The sequence below is a fragment of the Microbacterium sp. CCNWLW134 genome, assembly GCF_037083565.1.
GTDB lineage: Bacteria > Actinomycetota > Actinomycetes > Actinomycetales > Microbacteriaceae > Microbacterium.
Map to the genome: position 1 here is coordinate 734,100 of NZ_JBAOJU010000002.1, position 17,201 is coordinate 751,300.

A 17,201-nucleotide genomic window follows, 5' to 3' on the forward strand; every position below is an offset into this window, starting at 1 on the left:
TCGTGAGCCCCGCAGACCCCCCGGCTCCGGCCGGCCGCCGCCCTGGTCGGGTGCGCCTGCCGCGGCCGATGACCACGGGCGAGGACAGCCGGGTCACGACGTTCGAGCTGTTCTTCGATCTCGTCTACGTCTTCGCGTTCACGCAGGTCTCGCGGCTGATGGCAGAGACGCACAATGCAGCGGGTATCGCGCAGGCTCTGATCATCCTGGCCCTGCTGTGGTGGACCTGGGTGGGTTACGCGTGGCTGGCGAACCGGTTGCCGGCGGACCAGCCGTTCCTGCGCACCGGGATGACCGTGGCGATGATCGGCGTCTTCCTCTGCGCCCTGACGATCCCCGAGGCCTTCGACGACTTCGACGGTGGGCTCTACGGCCCCATCGTGTTCGCCGTCGCGTACGCCGTCGTGCGCCTGGTGCACCTCATCCTGTTCTTCGTCACCGCGACGGATGATCCGCCGCTGCTGCGGCAGCTGAGGGTGTGGAGCGTGTCGTCGGTGCTTCCCGCGTGTGCCGCGCTCATCATCGGTGCCGCCATCGGTGGAGAGGTGCAGGCGTGGGTCTGGGCCCTGGCGATCGTGTTCGAGGGGCTGGGCACCCGGGCGCTGTCACCCGGTGGGGGCGGGTGGCGCATCCACTCGGTCGCCCACTGGTCGGAGCGTCACGGTCTCATCGTGATCCTCGCCCTCGGCGAATCGATCGTCGCGATCGGGGTCGGGGTGGCCCGCGAGCCGATCAGCGTGCCGATCATTCTCGGCACCGCGACCTCGATCGTGATCTCGGTGCTGCTCTGGTGGTCGTACTTCCGCCGACTGGCGACCGTGGGTGAGCACGCACTCGCCCGGTTGTCCGGCGGGCCCCTCGTCAAGCTCGCCCGTGACGCATACTCCTACGTCCACTTCCTCATCGTCGCAGGTATCGTCCTGGCCGCCCTCGGCATCGAGGACGCGATGGCCCACATCACCGACACCGAACCGCTGGGATGGTTCGGTGCGGCCGCGCTCGGCTCGGGCATCGCCCTGTTCGCCGCGGGGACGATCTGGTTCGCCGTGCTGGTCGGAGAACGTCGCCCGTACTTCCGTGGTCTCGAGGCGGTCGTCGCCACCGTGTCCATCCCGCTCCTGGCGGTGCTCCCTCCTGCGGCGGCGTTGACGGCGGCGGTCGTCCTGATGGGCGTGGTCGCGGGCGCGGAAGGCTGGATACACCTCCGCGCCGATCGCCGCGAAGCTCAGTCGTCGACGGCTGCGTGAGCCCGGTAGGTCGCGACCACCCGTGACAGGTAACGGGCGATGACCTCCTGCTCCTCGGCCGTGAAATCGTCGAGTTCGCGGTCGACGTCCTGGATCATCGGCGTCAGCATGCCGAGTGCGCGGACGCGGGATGCGGGCGTGGGAACGACCATGACCCCCCGGCGATCGGTGGGGTGCGGTTCGCGCGTGACGTGACCGAGCGCGACGAGCCGGTCCACGGCGGTGGTGGTCGACGCCGTCGAGATCCCGAGACGCTTGGCCAGCTCGCTCGGCGTCAGGGGGCCGGCCGTCAGGAGATGCACCATCGCCTCGAGGTCGGTCGGATTGACCGTGAGCTCCCGACGCATCCGCTCTTCGAAGAGCTCGCTGACGTCGAGCACTTCGCGCAGCAGCGTGGTGGGCGCGCGGAACCCGGGCGGGCCGGGGGGTGCCGGCGCTGACGGGACTTCCGCTGCGTGCACCGTGCCAGTATAACTGCGCTAGTCTTCCTCATATCTAGCCTTTCTAATTAAATCCCTCTCATCGACACACAGGAGACGACGGATGACCGGGTATGTGCGCTTCATCACCGCAGCCAAGACCTCGTGGATCGTGCTGGTCCTGGCTGCCGCCGCGGCGGCGGCGCTGTTCGCCTGGGGAAGCGGCGGCGAGTCCGACAACGCCCCCGCTGTCGGGCTCCCCGATTCCGCGGAGTCGGTGCAGGTCGACGAGCTGCTCGACGAATTCCCGAGTGCTGACACCACCTCGGCGTTCCTGGTCTTCGAGGCCGAGGGCGACGAGCTCAGCGCCGAGACTCTGGAGACCATCAACGGCAAGGTGTTCGGCGACCTGGTCGACTTCACCCCCGACGGGTTCGTGCCGCCGGCGCAGGTCTCGGATGACGGGCGGGTCGCGCTGGTGATCGTGCCGCTCGATCCCGAGACCGGCATCGAGGCGCAGTCCGAGCGTGCGCAGGAGATCAAGGATGCCGCCTCCGCCGACCTCGGCGACGACGTGCGCGTGTACTTCACCGGTCCCGAAGGCTTCGAGGTCGATCTCGCCGCGGTGTTCGCCGGGGCCGACATCACGCTGCTGCTGACCACCGTGGTCGTCGTCGCGATCCTCCTCCTCATCACCTATCGCAGTCCGTGGCTCTGGCTCGTGCCGCTGACGGTGATCGGCGTCGCCGACGCGCTGGCGGGCATCGTGGCACGCAACGTCGCCGCCGCTGTCGGCGTCGAACTCGACCCGTCGATCACCGGCATCCTCTCGGTGCTCGTCTTCGGTGCGGGCACGAACTACGCCCTCCTTCTCATCGCCCGCTACCGTGACGAGCTGCGGCTTCATGAAGATCGCCGCGAGGCGATGCGGCGGGCGGTGCGCGGCGCCGGCCCCGCGATCATCGCGAGTGGATCGACCGTCGCGCTGGCCCTTGCGACACTCCTCTTCGCCGAGCTCGCGGGCAACCGGGCCCTCGGACTGGCCTGCGCCGTGGGGATCGTGGTCGCCATGATCTTCGCGCTGGCGGTGCTCCCGGCCGCCCTCGTGCTGTTCGGGCGAGGGCTGTTCTGGCCCTACATCCCGCGGTTCGGGTCGCGCGACGCCATTTCGCGGAGCCCCTGGGGCAAGCTCGGGCGCGCCGTCTCGCGCCGCCCCGCGATCGTCGCGATCAGCGGATTCGTCGTGCTGGGCGCCCTCGCCTCGGGCGTGTTCTTCGTGCAGACCGGTCTGTCGCAGAACGACCGGTTCCTCGACAAGCCCGAGGCGGTCGTGGGTCAGGAGATCATCGCCGACGCGTTCTCGGCAGGTGCCACTTCGCCCGCCACGGTCGTCGTCAGCAGGGATGACGCCGAAGCGGCCATCGCAGAACTCGAGACCATCGATGGGGTCGACGCCGCAGTGATCGCCGAGGAGACCGACGACCTCGCGCGCATCGATGTCACCCTCGACGCCAGCGCCGAGACCCCGGAGGCGTACGCCGCCATCACGGCGATGCGCGCCGCGCTCGATGATGTGGGTGCCGGCGACGGCCTGGTCGGCGGACTCGACGCCCGCTCGCTCGACGTCGCCGACGCGCAGGCCCGCGACCAGGCGCTGGTGATCCCGCTCATCCTGGTGCTCGTCTTCATCGTGCTCGTCGTGCTGCTGCGGGCTCTCGTCGCGCCGCTGCTGCTGCTCGTCGCCGTCGTGGTGAGCTTCTTCTCGGCGGTCGGGGCGAGCTGGTGGCTGTTCCAGACGCCGCTGTTCGGCTTCCCCGCGATCGACACGAACGTGCTGCTGTTCAGCTTCCTCTTCCTCGTCGCCCTGGGCGTGGACTACAGCATCTTCCTCGTCACCCGGGCCAAGGAGGAGGCCGACCGGCTCGGCATCACCCAGGGGATGATCCGGGCGCTGGCGGCGACCGGTGCCGTCATCACCAGCGCCGGCATCCTGCTCGCCGCCGTGTTCGCCGTCCTCGGGGTGCTGCCGCTCATCACCCTCACGCAGATCGGCATCATCGTCTGCATCGGCGTGCTCATCGACACACTGCTCGTCCGGACGGTCATCGTGCCCGCGCTGACCTTCCTCCTGCGCGACCGGGTGTGGTGGCCGCGTCGTCCGAAGCTCAGCGACGCGGACGCGGCCGCGCAGGGCGCAGACGCGTTCGCCGACCCGCTGGAGGTCGAGCGTCGCCGGGCCGCCGCCGCGGCGGCGTCGGGCGAAGCCGAAGCCGGCGACCCGTCGAAGGAGGCGCCCGCCGTCGCGGGGCGCTGACGAGGAGCGCGCGCCGCGCGACGCGGCCTCGGAGATCGGCGCAGCCTCGGCCCACACCCCCCGGATGGGCCGAGGTTGTGCCGATCCCCGAGGCTGCGTCGTGGGCCCAGGTCTCGCGCTGCGGAGGTCCTTCGCGCTCCTGCGGATCACGCAGGGCACGTCGAGCCTCTCGAATGCGGACGTCCGCGCGAAAGGGGGACCGGGAGCGCCGAGACGTCGCTCAGCCCGCGAGTGCGGGCGCCGTCCCTGCCGACGCCGCGTCGGCGCGAGACGCCATCGCCTGGGCGAGGAGCGTGAGCGACTGGGTGCGCCCCGCCGCGGCATCCCTCTGTTCTGACGCGAACGCTCCCGCGATCGGCGACACCATGACCTCGTCGACCCCCGCGCGTGCGGCGAGATCGGCCAGGCCCGCCGCCACGTCGTCGCCGGTGCCCACGAACCAGGTCGCGCGGGCGGCTGCCATGATCTGATCGGCCATGGGGGAGAGCGGCGCCGCGCTCTGCGCGTCTTCGACGGTCTCGAGCGGGGTGAGGGTCTGGTTGGTGCGCAGCCGCACCATCATCCGCAGCTGCGGCAGGGCTCGCGCCTCCGCCTCTTCCGAGGTGGGGGCCGCGACGATGTTGGCCGTGACGAAGGTACGCGGATTCGGGTGCGCCTCGGAAGGCCGATACTGGTCGCGATACAGCTGCAGGGCCCGGTCGAGGCCGGCACCGGAGAAGTGGTTGGCGAAGACGTAGGGGAGACCGAGCGAGGCGGCGAGCTGGGCCGAGTAATCGCTCGAACCGAGCAGCCAGACGTCGGGGGCGTTCTGCGCCGCCGGGGTCGCGCGCACCTCGTACGTGCTGCCGGAGGTCAAGCGGATCGCCGCGCCATCGGGCGAGGTGAGCGCCAGGATGTCGCCGATGTGGTCAGGGAAGCGTTCGACGTCGCTGGTGGTTCCCGACATCCGCAACAGCTGGCTGATGACCGGATCGCTGCCGGGCGCCCGTCCGATGCCCAGGTCGATGCGGCCGGGCGCGATCGCCTCGAGCGCGGCGAACTGTTCGGCGACGACGAGGGGGGAGTGATTGGGAAGCATCACCCCGCCGGACCCGACCCGGATCCGCGAGGTGCGCGCCGCGGCTGCGGCGATCAGCACCGGTGGTGCCGTCGAAGCGACGGCCGGCATGTTGTGGTGCTCGGCGAACCAGTACCGCTCGTAGCCGAGACGTTCCGCGGTCTCGACGAGGGAGAGGGATGCCGCGACCGCCTCGGCGCTGGTCTGACCGGCGCGCACCGGCACGAGGTCGAGGACCGACAGGGTGATGCTCATACCGAAGGGTGCTCCGATCAGGGAAGGCGGTTCGCTCGGGCGAGGTTCTCGCGCATCTCGTCCGCGGTCTGACGCTGCCCGTACCCCGGGCGGTCGCGCTCGAGACGCCACGACTCGCTGAGCGGGCCGGCGTTGACGGTGTCGAAGCCGAGCTCGTCGTAGAGGCGCGTCATCGTCTCGATGGCCTCCGGGAAGTCGCTCGCCGTACCGAGCGCGCGGCGGTTCGGCGTCCCTGCGGGCGAACCGTCGGTGGTGATCTGCGTGGACATGATGTTGTTGAACGCCTTGACGACCTTCGAGGTCGGGAGGTGGTCCTGAAGAAGCTGCGAGGTCGTGGTCTCGCCGCGGTCGAGGGCCTCGATGTGGCCGTCGCGCTCGAAGTAGTAGTTGTTGGTGTCGAGGACGATCTTGCCGGCGAGCGGTTCGACGGGGATCGCGCCGATCGCCTTCAGCGGCACGGTGACGACGGCGATGTCAGCGGCCTCGGCGGCTTCCTCTGCCGTGGCGGCGCGGAGCTTCGGGCCCACCTCGTCGACGAGATCCTTGAGCGTTTCGGGTCCGCGGGAGTTCGCGATGACGACGTCGTAGCCGACTCCGGTGAATGCGCGTGCGAGCTGGCTGCCGATGTGTCCGGCGCCGATGATTCCGATGGTGGTCATGTGTGTGGCCAACGGACGGACCCCGTTGGACATTCCCGCCGTGCGGGTGTCCCGAACTCCTGCAGGATGGGCCCCAGCCGCCGCCGCGGCCCCGATCACCGCCGCTTCGGGCGGGTATTGCAGGAGTTAGGGACACGCCCCGTCAGCGCGGCGCGCGCTTGACCGCCTCGTACGCCTCCAGCGCCGCCTTGCGGGACTCCTTCAGGTCGACGATCGGCGCGGGGGCGTCGCCGGAGACGTGTTCGGGCGCCCAGGTGCGGATGTATTCGCGCCTCGGATCGAACTTCTCGGCCTGCAGCTCGGGGTTGAACACCCGGAAGTACGGGGCGGCGTCGGCGCCCGACCCCGCGACCCACTGCCAGCTGAACGGATTGTTCGCGGCATCGGCGTCGACCAGGCAGTCCCAGAACCACTGCTCGCCGCGCCGCCAGTCGATGAGGAGGTTCTTGATGAGGAACGACGCCGTCACCATCCGCACCCGGTTGTGCATCCAGCCCGAGACCCACAGCTCCTTCATTCCGGCATCGACCATCGCCACGCCGGTCTCGCCCCTCTGCCACGCCCGCAGGTGCGAGGGCTTCAGCCGGGGCCACGGGAAGGCGTCGAACTCGCGGCGGAGGTTCACCGTCGCGAGGTCGGGGTGGTGGAACAGGGTGTGCCAGGCGAATTCGCGCCACCCGAGCTCGGAGAGGAACCGGCGGGGGTTCCCCTCGTCGACCGCGGCAGCCCAGATCTGGTGGGGGCTGAGCTCGCCCCAGCGCAGGCGCGGCGACAGCATCGACGTCGACCCCGACGCCGGTTCGTCGCGGCTCCGGTCGTAACCGCCGAGGTCGCCCGCGATGAACTCCTTCAGCCGCCGCTTCGCCGCCGCCTCGCCCGGTGTCCACCGCTCGCGCAGGCCGCCGGCCCAGTCGGGCGAGGTGGGCAGCAGCTCCCAGTCGTCGAGGTCGTCGGAGTCGACGCGTCCCGAGAACCCCGGCACCTCGCGGGGTTCGGGCAGCGGCGCCCGCGGCGCCGGCAGCGACAGGCACGCCCGCCAGAACGGGCTGTAGACCGAGAACGGCTTCCCCGCCCCGGTCTTCACCGTCCACGGCTCGAACAGCAGCGACGCGGCGAACGACTCGACCGTGACACCGTCCTCACGCAGGCTCGCCTTCAGATCGGCGTCGATGTCGCGTTCGGGCAGGCTGTAGCGCCGGTTCCAGAAGACCGCGCCCGCACCGGTGTCGGTGACGAGAGCGGGAAGGACATCGGATGCCGCGCCCCGCCGCAGCACGAGGGTCGCCCCCTTGGCGGCGAGGTCGTCGCCGAGCGAGGCCAGCGAGTGGTGGAGCCACCACCTCGCGGCCCCGCCGAGCGGGCGCACGCCGGGGGAATCCTCGTCGAGCACGTAGACGCCGATGACGGGCGCGTCGCGGTCGAGCGCCGCGCGCAGCGCGGGGTTGTCGCCGAGGCGGAGGTCGTCGCGGAACCAGACGATCGAGGGCGCAGCCATGCACCCATCCTCGCGCGGCGGAGCGCACCCGGGGGTGAACTCAGCTCGACGAGCCGCCGGAGGACGCGTCGCGGATCCAGGAGCCCGCCCGCGCCATCGCCTCGCCGGCTTCGGGGAACACTCCGTCCCAGATCGGCCAGACATGCTGCATCCCGTCGCCGACGACGAGGTCGCCCCGCACCGAACGCGCGACCAGCCGGCGGGCATCATCGAGGAGGATCTCGTCGCTGCCCGCGAACGCCAGCAACGGCGGAAGGCGGCCCCCCGACGCCAGCGCGGGCGAGATCCGCGGATCGCGCCGATCGTGCGTTCCCGCGTACCAGCCGGCCATCTCGAGGAGGCTGTCGCGGGTGCATTCGATGTCGACGGCGGCGTTCGCGTCCATCGTGCCTCCGGAACAGGTGAGATCACCCCAGGGCGAGAAGAGGATGAGCCCGTCCGCGCCTTCGGCGGATCCCACCGCTGCAGCCAAGCCTCCCCCCGACGAGTCCCCCGCGACGAAGCTCGGCAGGTCGGCGGGGAGCGCCCGGAAGGCGGCCGTGGCATCGTCGAACGCGGCGGGGAAGGGGTGCTCCGGGGCCAGGCGATAGGACGCCACCCACACTTCGGCATGCGCGGAACGAGCCAGGTGGCCCGCCGTCTTCCGGCGCGACGCCGGAGATCCGAGCATGTAGCCGCCGCCGAAGAGGTAGAGGATGCGCGCACCGATCTCGCCGTCGGTCGGGCGGACCCGAAGCCCGAGCGGATGCGACGAGAAGGTCACGCCGCTCGGTTCCGCCGTGGCATCCTCGGCGTGCTCCCCCGCGGCCGACGCGCCGCAACGGGGAGGGACACCTGCTGCGGCGCCGCGGCCATCTGCGCCCAGAAGGCGCGCGCTTCAGATGATGCCGCCATGCGAGACACCGTAGCGACGGGTGGGGGGCTTCGCTAGAGACCCTCGACCTTGTGCCCGCGGGGGAGGGCGAGGAGGAGCGAGGCGGGCTCCAGTCGCACGCGCACCTGAGCGGCCTCACCGAATTCGTCGCCGTCGAGCTGCACGGGGTGGGGCTCGGAGGTCGCGAGGTCCACGCCCAGGCCGCGCGAGTACCGCACGGCGTTGTCTTTCGTCCGCAGCGCCATCACGCGACGTCCGCTCCGGAACCGCCGGAGGAAGCTGTTGTCCCACGCGACCCGGCGCCAGACGAAGATCCAGCCGAGGAGGCCCTTGGGTTGAATGAAGACGATGTCGAGGTTGCCGTCGGCGACCGACGCCTCGGGGATCAGCTCGAGTCCCGCCGGAAGTGACCCGCAGTTGGCGAACAGCACGCTCTGCACGCGCGCCGCGTGGATGCGGCGCTGAGGCAGCTGGTACATCAGCCGGAACGGCTTCGCGGCCGGAAGCGACCGGGCCACGCCGTCGACGTACGCCACCCAGCCGACCTGCTTCTTCAGTTTCGGGTTGGTGTTGGCGATCATCGCGGCGTCGAGGCCCATGCCGCCCATCACGACGAACGCGTGCTCGTCGACCTTCCCGTCCTCGCGTCGGAGGCTGGCGAAGCCGACATCCATCGCCAGCGAATCGCCGTCGAAGGTCGCCCGGATCATGGCGTCGGGGTTGTCGAGGGGGAGGAGGAGATTGCGGGCGAGGAGGTTCCCGGTGCCGCTCGGGACGATCGTCAGGGGAACGCCGGTGCCGGTCATCGCCTCGGCCACGGCGCGCACCGTGCCATCACCACCGGCGACGAGCACGGCGGTCACACCTTCTTTCAGAGCCTGGCGGGTGACGTCGTCGCCGAGGTCGTCGACCGTGGTCTCGTAGAACAGCGGCTCCGACCAGCCCGCCTCCTTCGCGGCGCGCTCGACGCGTGCACGCAGGTCGTCGGCATCGACCTTGATGGGGTTGTACACCAGGGCCGCCTTCGGGCTCGGGCGCCCTTCGGTGTCGGCCATCGGGGCGGGTTCGCCCTCGGCCGACACGCGGCGGGCTTCGCCCTCTTCGCCGTCGGTGGTGTCGGGCTCGACGTCGTCGGGCTCGCGGATGACGTCGTCGGGGGCGGCGGCCTCGGTCGGGTCGGGCGCGCCGGTCGAGCCCGGGGCGTTCGAGGACGTCGTGCCGCTGTCCATCTCCTCGTCGTCCAGGAGGTCGCCCGTCATGCCGTCGCCCTCCGGAAGGTCACCCTCGGCGATCTCCTCGGTCTGCTCGGCGAGCTCCTCGTCGGCGGCCTCGAGCTCGGGCTCGTCGGGGCCGTCGGAGTACACCGCATCGGACGGGTGCGGCGGGTCGGCGCGGTCGGGCGCCTCTTCGTTGTCGTTCTGTCCCCCTGGCATGCACTCAGACTAGGACCCGGGAGGCCGGTGATTAGACTCGTTCCGTGATCGATCCCGTGCTTCTCCGCGACAATCCCGAGCTGGTCAAGCGCTCGCAGGAGGCACGGGGGGAGTCGGCGGACACCGTCGATGCCGCCCTCGACGCCGACCGCGCCCGCCGCGCCGCCATCACCGCGTTCGAGGAACTGCGCGCGGCGCAGAACGCGCACGGCAAGCGGGTGGCGCAGGCTCCCAAAGACGAGAAGGCCGCCCTCGTGGCCGAGGCGAAGGAACTCAGCGAGCGCGTCAAGACGGCCCAGCACGCCGTGACCGCCGCGGAGGAAGCTGCCGACGCCGCTTTCGCGCGCATCGAGAACATCGTCATCGACGGGGTGCCCGCCGGTGGTGAAGACGACTTCGTGACCCTCCGCACGCACGGTGAGACGCCGACGTTCGACTTCGCACCACGCGACCACCTCGAGCTCGGCGAGCTCCTCGGGGCGATCGACATGGAGCGCGGCACGAAGGTGTCGGGCAGCCGGTTCTATTTCCTCACCGGCATCGGCGCGCGCCTGGAGCTCGCGCTCATGACCCTCGCCCTCGACCGCGCGCTGCAGGCCGGATTCACGCCCCTCGTGCCGCCGACTCTGGTGCGCCCCGAGGTGATGCGCGGCACCGGATTCCTCGGTCAGCACGCCGACGAGGTGTACCACCTCGAGGAGGACGACCTCTATCTCGTGGGCACGAGCGAGGTTCCCCTCGCCGGCTACCACATGGACGAGATCCTCGACCTCTCCCGGGGTGCCAAGCGCTACGCCGGCTGGTCGACCTGCTACCGCCGCGAGGCGGGTTCGTACGGCAAGGACACCCGGGGCATCATCCGCGTCCACCAGTTCAACAAGCTGGAGATGTTCGTCTACACCACCGTCGATGAGGCCGAGGCCGAGCACCAGCGTCTCGCCGACATGCAAGAGGGCATGCTGCAGGATCTCGGCCTGTCGTACCGGGTGATCGACGTCGCCGCCGGCGACCTCGGCTCCAGCGCCGCACGCAAGTACGACATCGAGGCGTGGGTGCCCACCCAGAACGCCTACCGCGAGCTGACCTCGACCTCCAACTGCACGACGTACCAGGCGCGGCGCCTGAACATCCGGCACCGGCTGCCGGCCGACGAGGGCGGCAAGACGCAATTCGTCGCGACCCTCAACGGCACCCTCGCCACCACCCGGTGGATCGTGGCGATGCTCGAGACCCACCAGCGCGCCGACGGCTCGGTGGTCGTGCCCGAGGTGCTCCGCCCCTACCTCGGCGGCCTCGAGGTCATCGAGCCGGTGTCATGACCGCCGAGTCTGCCGAGACCGGCCTCCCCGACACGGGCGAGATCGAACGCACCGAGCAGGAGGACGCTGCCGAGCTCGTCGAGGATCTCGCGACGGGACCCGACCGACCGGATGCCGCGGGCCAACGCCTTCTCATCGTGCTCGACATCGACGGGACCGTCCTCCTCGAAGACGAGACGCTCAGCCCCGGCGTCGTCGACGCCGTCGCGCATGCCGGCTCCGCCGGCCACGAGGTGATGCTCGCCACCGGACGCAGCTGGGAGTCCACCCGAGGCATCCTCCGTGTCCTCGACATCGCCCCCGAGTACGTGGTCTGCTCCAACGGCGCGATGGTGATGAAGCGCGTCGACGCCGATGAGGTGCGTTACGAGCGGTGGCACACCGAGACCTTCGACGCCACCGAGGTGCTGCGCCTGCTGCGCGAGCACCTCCCCGACGCGCGGTACATGGTCGAGCTGCCCGACGGCAGCCGGCTCTACACCGAATACCTCGAGGACTGGAACCTCGCCGGCGCCCGTCGGGTGTCGTTCGACGAACTCGTCGCGCAGCCGGTCTGTCGTGTCGTGGTCGTCTCGCCCGGAGACAGCGAAGACGACTTCATCGAGCTCGTCGAGCGCGTCGGGCTCAACGAGGTGTCGTACGCGGTCGGCTGGACGGCGTGGCTGGATGTCGCACCCCAAGGCGTCGACAAGGGGACCGCGCTCGAGCTCGTTCGCAAGGAGCTCGGCATCGACCCGTCGCGCGTGCTCGTGATGGGCGACGGGCGCAACGACGTCGGCATGTTCGAGTGGGCGCTCCAGCACGGCGGCCGTGCCGTCGCCATGGAGCAGGGGCCCGACGAGGTGCGGGCCGCCGCCGGCGAGGTCACAAGCACCGTGCAGGCCGGCGGCGTGGCCGCCATCCTCCGCGCGCTGTAACCGGGCACGGGGCCGTCAGCGGAACATCATCTTCTCGTAGAGGGTGCGTCCGGTGACGTGGTCGGTGAGGTCGTCGAGGCGGATGTCGAGGTCGATGTCGGCGTTGAAGTCGTAGTACATCGGGTGCTCACCGGCGTGCAGCAGCGCACCGACGCCGTGCCGGGGCACCTTCATGTCGAGCGACTCGATCAGCGTCGGGTTGGTCACCGTCATCGCGATCGACCCCCGGTCGCTTCGCCACGTCCACTCCATGCGCGTCGGGTAGGACTGGTGCCCCGGGCCGGGCACGTCGCCACTCGTGGTCAGCCGGAGCGGCACGAGGTCGTCGGTGATGACAGTGTCGCCCTTGGCGAGGAAGAAAGTGGGGATATTGATCTCGCCGAAGCCGAAGAGGCCCTTCGTCGTCATCCGCACGTAGACGAGCGTGTAGTCGCCCACGTGCGCACGGCCCCAGTACCAGTGGTCGAGGAAGGAGCCCATCAGATGATTGCCCCAGTTGTGGTCGTGATAGGCGCTTCCCGTCAGTTGCCGTGTCGTGCCGTCCTCGGTGATCGTCGCGTGCGCCGTGCCGTAGGGCACGGGCACGACCCAGGCGAGATAGCGGTCCTTGGCCTGTCCGAAGTAGGTGATGCCGGCTCCCGGTCGCCATGACGGCGCCGCGCGATCGATGTGCACGTCCGCGACGATGTCGTCGGCTTCGATATGCAGGTCGTACGTGCGGAGGTCGCCGGTCACGCGGCTCGGACCGATGCGTACATCGCAGCCGTCGGTGGCGGCGGCGAACTCGTCGGCGGGGAAGGTCGGCTCGAGGTGTCGGCGGGTGCCGTCGGGCAACTGACGGATGACGAGGACGGTGGGCGTCAGCGGACCGGACGGATCGGTGTGCGGCTTGTTCGAGAACGTGACGACGAGGGTCGATCCGTCATCGAACTGGCAGTCGAAGTACCACCACTCGAACGTCGAATCGGCGGCTGCGGCAGCGCGGTACCCGTCCTCCCACGGCTCGACGGTGTCGGACGTCAGGCCGAGGGCGGCGAGACCCTCATCCTGCGAGTGTTGCAGCGTCGCACGGATCTCGGGGGTGTCGGGGATGTCGTGCGCGGCCATCGTCGGACCTTTCGCGTCGGGTCGCGGATGAGGTCATCTTGGCAGGGCGGACCGGCGATGGTCGAGTGCCCCGAAGAGGCGGGCGGGCGCGCCTCCCAGGGCTCTGCCAGGCGCTGTGGGAAGAATGAGGGGTTGGCGCTGTCGACTAGACTCGACGCCGATTCGAACGGATGCCGCAGGGCGTGCGTTCGGGAGGGTTGTCCGAGCGGCCGATGGAGCTGGTCTTGAAAACCAGTGGGCAGAGATGTCCCGTGGGTTCGAATCCCACACCCTCCGCTTCCTACCCGTGAGGACCCGAGTGAGTCAGACGAGCAGAACCGGTGCGCGTGGGCGCAAAACGGTCGCCCGACACGGTCGGCTGCGGTCGCCGCATCCGTTCGCCTCGCTGATGAAGATGCTCGGCATCGTCGCGGCCGTCGTCCTGGTCTCGGGACTCGGCGTCAGCGCCTACGCCTACTACGACCTGACCACGAGCTTCGCGTCGGAGGCTGTGGAGCTCGAGGGCCAGGGGTCGGTCCCGCCCGACATCGGGGCGATCGAGGGCGGGGTCAACCTGCTGCTCGTCGGCACCGACGAGTGCGAGCCGGAGTACGCCTATCTGTTCGGCGACCGCTGCACCGGACCGGACGCCGAGGGCCAGCTCAACGACGTCAACATGCTGCTGCACATCTCCGACAACCCGCGTCGGGTGACGGTCATCTCGTTCCCGCGAGACCTCATGGTGTCGATCCCCTCCTGCACGCGCGAGGACGGCAGCGAGACGGGTGGATCGAGCTACGAGCAGATCAACTCCGCATGGGGGTACGGGGGCCTCAACTGCGTGGTGAAGACGGTGTCGCAGCTGAGCGGCATGAACATCCCCTTCGCCGCCAAGGTCAGCTTCGGCAACGTCATCGACATCACCGACGCGATCGGCGGTGTGGACGTCTGCATCGGCAACGGGGGAATGCGCGACCGCTATACCGGCATCGACTGGGCGGCGGGGCCCCGCAACGTGCAGGGCGTGGAAGCCCTTCAGTTCCTGCGCACCCGCTACGGGCTCGAGAACGGCAGCGATCTCGCGCGCATCAGCAACCAGCAGCAGTACATGTCATCGCTTGCGCGGAAGCTGGTCAGTGAGGAGGTGCTGACGAACCCCTCGACGCTGCTGCGACTGGCGACCACCGTCGTGGACAACGTGACGCCCTCGCAGAGCCTGACCAACCCTGTGACGATGGTGCAGATCGCACGCGCCGTGCAGGGCGTGCCGTTCGAGGAGATGGTGTTCGTTCGCTATCCCGTCTTCGACGACCCCTCCAACCCGAACCGCGTGGTGCCGGATGAGGCGGCCGCGGAGCAGCTGTGGGCGGCCCTGGAGGCCAACCAGCCGCTGCAGCTGACAAGCGACCCGAACCTCAGCGGTGGCGTCATCACGGCCGATCCCGCCCCGACCGATGCGCCCGTCGAGGGTGAGCCGACCGAGCCGACTGAGCCCGTCGAGCCCACGGAGGGTGCCGCGCCCGTCGAGCCTTCGCCGACCGAGACCGCGGCCGTGCTGCCCGACTCGATCCAGGGTCAGACCGCCGCGCAGGAGACGTGCTCGGCCGGGAACCTCTCGGGCTGAGCTCGGTTTCGGTGTCGCCCGCGGCACCCGTTATGATGGCTGAGCGCGTCCGGGTTTCTGCTCGGATGCCTGGAGACGTCGCATAGTCAGGCCTAGTGCACCACCCTGCTAAGGTGGAGTCCCCTCACGGGGACCGAGGGTTCAAATCCCTCCGTCTCCGCCACCACCCACTGTCAGTTCGCGCTTCGTGCACGCCATTCGGACAGGGCCTCGTCCACCCGGTCGGCGAGGATGAAGAACGCATCCGCGCCCCGCTGTTCTTGCGTGCGTCTGTTGGGTGTAGCCCCGGGGAGGAAGCTGCGCATGTCGTCGGCGCGCAACTTCGCCTCGATCCGTCCGAGGGCATGGAGAAGCGCGGCGCCGCTGTCACCGCCGATCGTTCCTGTGAGCGTGGCCATTCCATCGGCGTCTCCGTCGCTCGGCTTCAGTGAAAGCAAAGCTTCGAGAATCAGCACCGCGGGTTCGTCTTCTACGAGGACATCGTTGATCGTCATTGCGGCACGCTATGTCACGCCTCCGACATCCATCGGAGCTCGCTGAAGAGGCAGGATGACCTTCGACGCGTCGGTGCGTGTCACGAGCGTCGGCTCCAGCGCGTGGGGGTGTCCTTCACGCGCGCGGCCCGCGACGCGGCCTGTCGTCGTCGCGGCGCGGCCGGCGCCCCGGGCCCCCCGTGTCGAGCCGCAGCTCGATGAGCCTGCCCGAGATGCGGGTGCTCTCCAGTCGCGCGAGCGTCTCGCGGGACAGATCGGCGGGGAGCTCGACGAGGGAGAAATCCGGCCGGATCTGAATGGCCCCGAAGTCGTCGCGTTTGAGGCCGCCTTCGTTGGCGAGTGCTCCGACGATCTGGCGCGGCTCGACACGGTGGCGCTTGCCGACGGCGATGCGATAGGTCGCCATCCCCTCGCGAGGAGTGCGGGGTCGCCGCTCGGTGCCGTCGCCATCGCGGTCGAAGCGGGCTGGGCGTTCGCCGCGGTCACGGGTGAACCCCTCGCGGCGTTGCGGCTCAGGATCGGGCTCGAGCAGAAGCGGCGATTCGCCCTGCGCGACCACGGCGAGGGCGGCCGCGACATCGACTTCGGGAACGTCGTGATGACGGACGTAGTGCGCGACGATGTCGCGGAAGCGGTCGATGCGCTCCGTCTCGGCGAGGGCTGCGGTGATGCTGTCGTCGAATCGCGCGAGTCGGGTGACGTTGACCTCGTCGACGCTCGGCAAGGGGATCTCGATGAGGGGATGACGCGTGGCGCGCTCGATCGCACGCACGAGCCCGCGCTCGCGCGGCGTGACGAAGCTGATCGCGTCGCCTGACCGTCCGGCCCGCCCGGTGCGGCCGATGCGGTGCACGTACGACTCGGTGTCGGTGGGGATGTCGAAGTTCACGACGTGCGAGATGCGTTCGACGTCGAGTCCGCGGGCGGCTACGTCGGTCGCGACAAGGATGTCGAGCTTGCCCGATTTGAGCTGATTGATGGTCTTCTCACGCACGGGCTGGGCGACGTCGCCGTTGATCGCTGCGGCCGAGTATCCCCGCGCGCGCAGCTTCTCGGCGATCTCCTCCGTCACGCTCTTGGTGCGACCGAAGACGATCATGCCGTCGAAGTTCTCGGTTTCGAGGATGCGGGTGAGCGCATCCATCTTCTGGGAGAACGACACGATGAGGTAGCGCTGGGTGATCGTCGACGACGTGGTCGTCTTGGTCTTGATCGTGATCTCTTCAGGGTCATGCAGGTACTGCTGGGAGATACGCCGGATGGCCGCAGGCATCGTCGCCGAGAAGAGCGCGACCTGCTTCGTGGCGGGAGTGTCGGCGAGGATCGTCTCGACATCCTCGGCGAAGCCCATCTTCAGCATCTCGTCGGCCTCGTCGAGCACCAGGAACTTCAGCTCCGTCAGGTCGAGCGTTCCCTTGTCGAGGTGGTCCATGATGCGCCCGGGGGTTCCGACGATGATGTGCACGCCCCGTCGAAGGGCCGACAGCTGCACACCGTAGCCCTGGCCGCCGTAGACGGGCAGCACGTGCACACCGCGCCGGTGGGATGCGTACTTCTCGAAGGCTTCGCACACCTGCAGCGCGAGTTCGCGCGTGGGGGCCAGCACCAGCGCCTGCGGTGTCTTCTGCGAGAGGTCGAGCCGATCGAGGATCGGCAGCGCGAATGCGGCGGTCTTGCCCGTGCCGGTCTGCGCGAGGCCCACGACGTCTCGACCGGCCAGAAGGGTCGGGATCGTCGCTGCCTGGATCGCCGAGGGTGTCTCGTAGCCGACGTCGCGCAGCGCCGCGAGCATCGCGTCACCCAGCCCCAGGTCGGCGAAGGTCATCGAGGCGGACTCGTGCGGAGCCTCTTCCTCGATCGGGGCGTCGGGCGTGGTCACCCTTCAGAGTATTGCGGACTCTCCCCGCCCCGGCAGGGTCCCACCCGCAGGATCTCGTTCTCAACAAGGACCCGACGCTTGTCGGACCTCCGATACGCGCGGCGTGACCAGTCCGTGACCCACACGCGG

General features: G+C 69.7%; 14 protein-coding genes and 2 tRNA genes. 7 read left to right on the top strand and 9 right to left on the bottom strand.

Annotation, left to right across the window (positions count from 1 at the left end; translation table 11 throughout):
* Positions 1 to 2 precede the first annotated feature (2 nt).
* Entirely contained in the window at positions 3 to 1,247 is a 1,245-nt protein-coding gene (locus V6S02_RS14085; protein ID WP_336401347.1) for a low temperature requirement protein A, read from the top strand.
* Here V6S02_RS14085 and V6S02_RS14090 read toward each other — a convergent pair.
* Entirely contained in the window at positions 1,226 to 1,708 is a 483-nt protein-coding gene (locus tag V6S02_RS14090; protein ID WP_336401348.1) for a MarR family winged helix-turn-helix transcriptional regulator, read from the bottom strand. The genes V6S02_RS14085 and V6S02_RS14090 overlap by 22 nt on opposite strands.
* Positions 1,709 to 1,790: 82 nt before the next feature.
* Between V6S02_RS14090 and V6S02_RS14095 the strand changes: the two genes are divergently transcribed.
* A complete protein-coding gene (locus tag V6S02_RS14095) occupies positions 1,791 to 3,980 on the top strand; it encodes an MMPL family transporter (RefSeq protein ID WP_336401349.1) in 2,190 nt (729 codons plus the stop codon).
* 220 nt (positions 3,981 to 4,200) lie between these two features.
* On the opposite strand, the gene V6S02_RS14100 is transcribed toward V6S02_RS14095, so the two are convergent.
* From V6S02_RS14100 to V6S02_RS14120, 5 genes are all read right to left on the bottom strand, one after another.
* Entirely contained in the window at positions 4,201 to 5,292 is a 1,092-nt protein-coding gene (locus V6S02_RS14100) for an LLM class flavin-dependent oxidoreductase (protein WP_336401350.1), read from the bottom strand.
* A 17-nt stretch (positions 5,293 to 5,309) separates the two neighbouring features.
* Positions 5,310 to 5,984, bottom strand: a complete 675-nt coding sequence (locus V6S02_RS14105) for an NADPH-dependent F420 reductase (protein WP_336401351.1) — start codon at positions 5,982 to 5,984, stop codon at positions 5,310 to 5,312.
* 109 nt (positions 5,985 to 6,093) lie between these two features.
* Complete coding sequence (locus V6S02_RS14110; RefSeq protein WP_336401352.1) at positions 6,094 to 7,446, bottom strand: cryptochrome/photolyase family protein; 1,353 nt, start codon at positions 7,444 to 7,446, stop codon at positions 6,094 to 6,096.
* 40 nt (positions 7,447 to 7,486) lie between these two features.
* Positions 7,487 to 8,209 carry an alpha/beta hydrolase fold domain-containing protein gene (locus V6S02_RS14115; RefSeq protein WP_336401353.1) on the bottom strand — a complete coding sequence of 241 codons (723 nt, stop codon included), beginning with the start codon at positions 8,207 to 8,209 and terminating at the stop codon, positions 7,487 to 7,489.
* A gap of 164 nt (positions 8,210 to 8,373) precedes the next feature.
* Positions 8,374 to 9,753, bottom strand: a complete 1,380-nt coding sequence (locus V6S02_RS14120; RefSeq protein ID WP_336401354.1) for a diacylglycerol/lipid kinase family protein — start codon at positions 9,751 to 9,753, stop codon at positions 8,374 to 8,376.
* 44 nt (positions 9,754 to 9,797) lie between these two features.
* Here V6S02_RS14120 and serS point away from each other — a divergent pair, with 44 nt between their 5' ends.
* On the top strand, positions 9,798 to 11,072 hold the full coding sequence (serS, locus tag V6S02_RS14125; RefSeq protein ID WP_141939781.1) for a serine--tRNA ligase: 1,275 nt from the start codon (positions 9,798 to 9,800) through the stop codon (positions 11,070 to 11,072).
* On the top strand, positions 11,069 to 11,989 hold the full coding sequence (locus tag V6S02_RS14130) for an HAD hydrolase family protein (RefSeq protein ID WP_336401355.1): 921 nt from the start codon (positions 11,069 to 11,071) through the stop codon (positions 11,987 to 11,989). Before serS ends, V6S02_RS14130 begins: the two co-directional genes overlap by 4 nt.
* 15 nt (positions 11,990 to 12,004) lie before the next feature.
* Here the strand turns inward: V6S02_RS14130 and V6S02_RS14135 are convergent, their stop codons facing one another.
* On the bottom strand, positions 12,005 to 13,096 hold the full coding sequence (locus tag V6S02_RS14135; protein ID WP_336401356.1) for a hypothetical protein: 1,092 nt from the start codon (positions 13,094 to 13,096) through the stop codon (positions 12,005 to 12,007).
* Positions 13,097 to 13,287: 191 nt separating this feature from the next.
* Here V6S02_RS14135 and V6S02_RS14140 point away from each other — a divergent pair.
* From V6S02_RS14140 to V6S02_RS14150, 3 genes are all read left to right on the top strand, one after another.
* Positions 13,288 to 13,372, top strand: a tRNA-Ser gene (locus V6S02_RS14140).
* Positions 13,373 to 13,484: 112 nt separating this feature from the next.
* Positions 13,485 to 14,699, top strand: coding sequence for an LCP family protein (locus V6S02_RS14145; protein WP_336401357.1), 1,215 nt, complete (start codon positions 13,485 to 13,487; stop codon positions 14,697 to 14,699).
* A gap of 71 nt (positions 14,700 to 14,770) precedes the next feature.
* A tRNA-Ser gene (locus tag V6S02_RS14150) sits at positions 14,771 to 14,862 on the top strand.
* Positions 14,863 to 14,872: 10 nt separating this feature from the next.
* On the opposite strand, the gene V6S02_RS14155 is transcribed toward V6S02_RS14150, so the two are convergent.
* Both V6S02_RS14155 and V6S02_RS14160 read right to left on the bottom strand, forming a co-directional pair.
* Entirely contained in the window at positions 14,873 to 15,193 is a 321-nt protein-coding gene (locus tag V6S02_RS14155) for a DUF222 domain-containing protein (RefSeq protein WP_124292430.1), read from the bottom strand.
* A gap of 115 nt (positions 15,194 to 15,308) precedes the next feature.
* Positions 15,309 to 17,018 carry a DEAD/DEAH box helicase gene (locus V6S02_RS14160; RefSeq protein ID WP_336401670.1) on the bottom strand — a complete coding sequence of 570 codons (1,710 nt, stop codon included), beginning with the start codon at positions 17,016 to 17,018 and terminating at the stop codon, positions 15,309 to 15,311.
* Positions 17,019 to 17,201 lie beyond the last annotated feature (183 nt).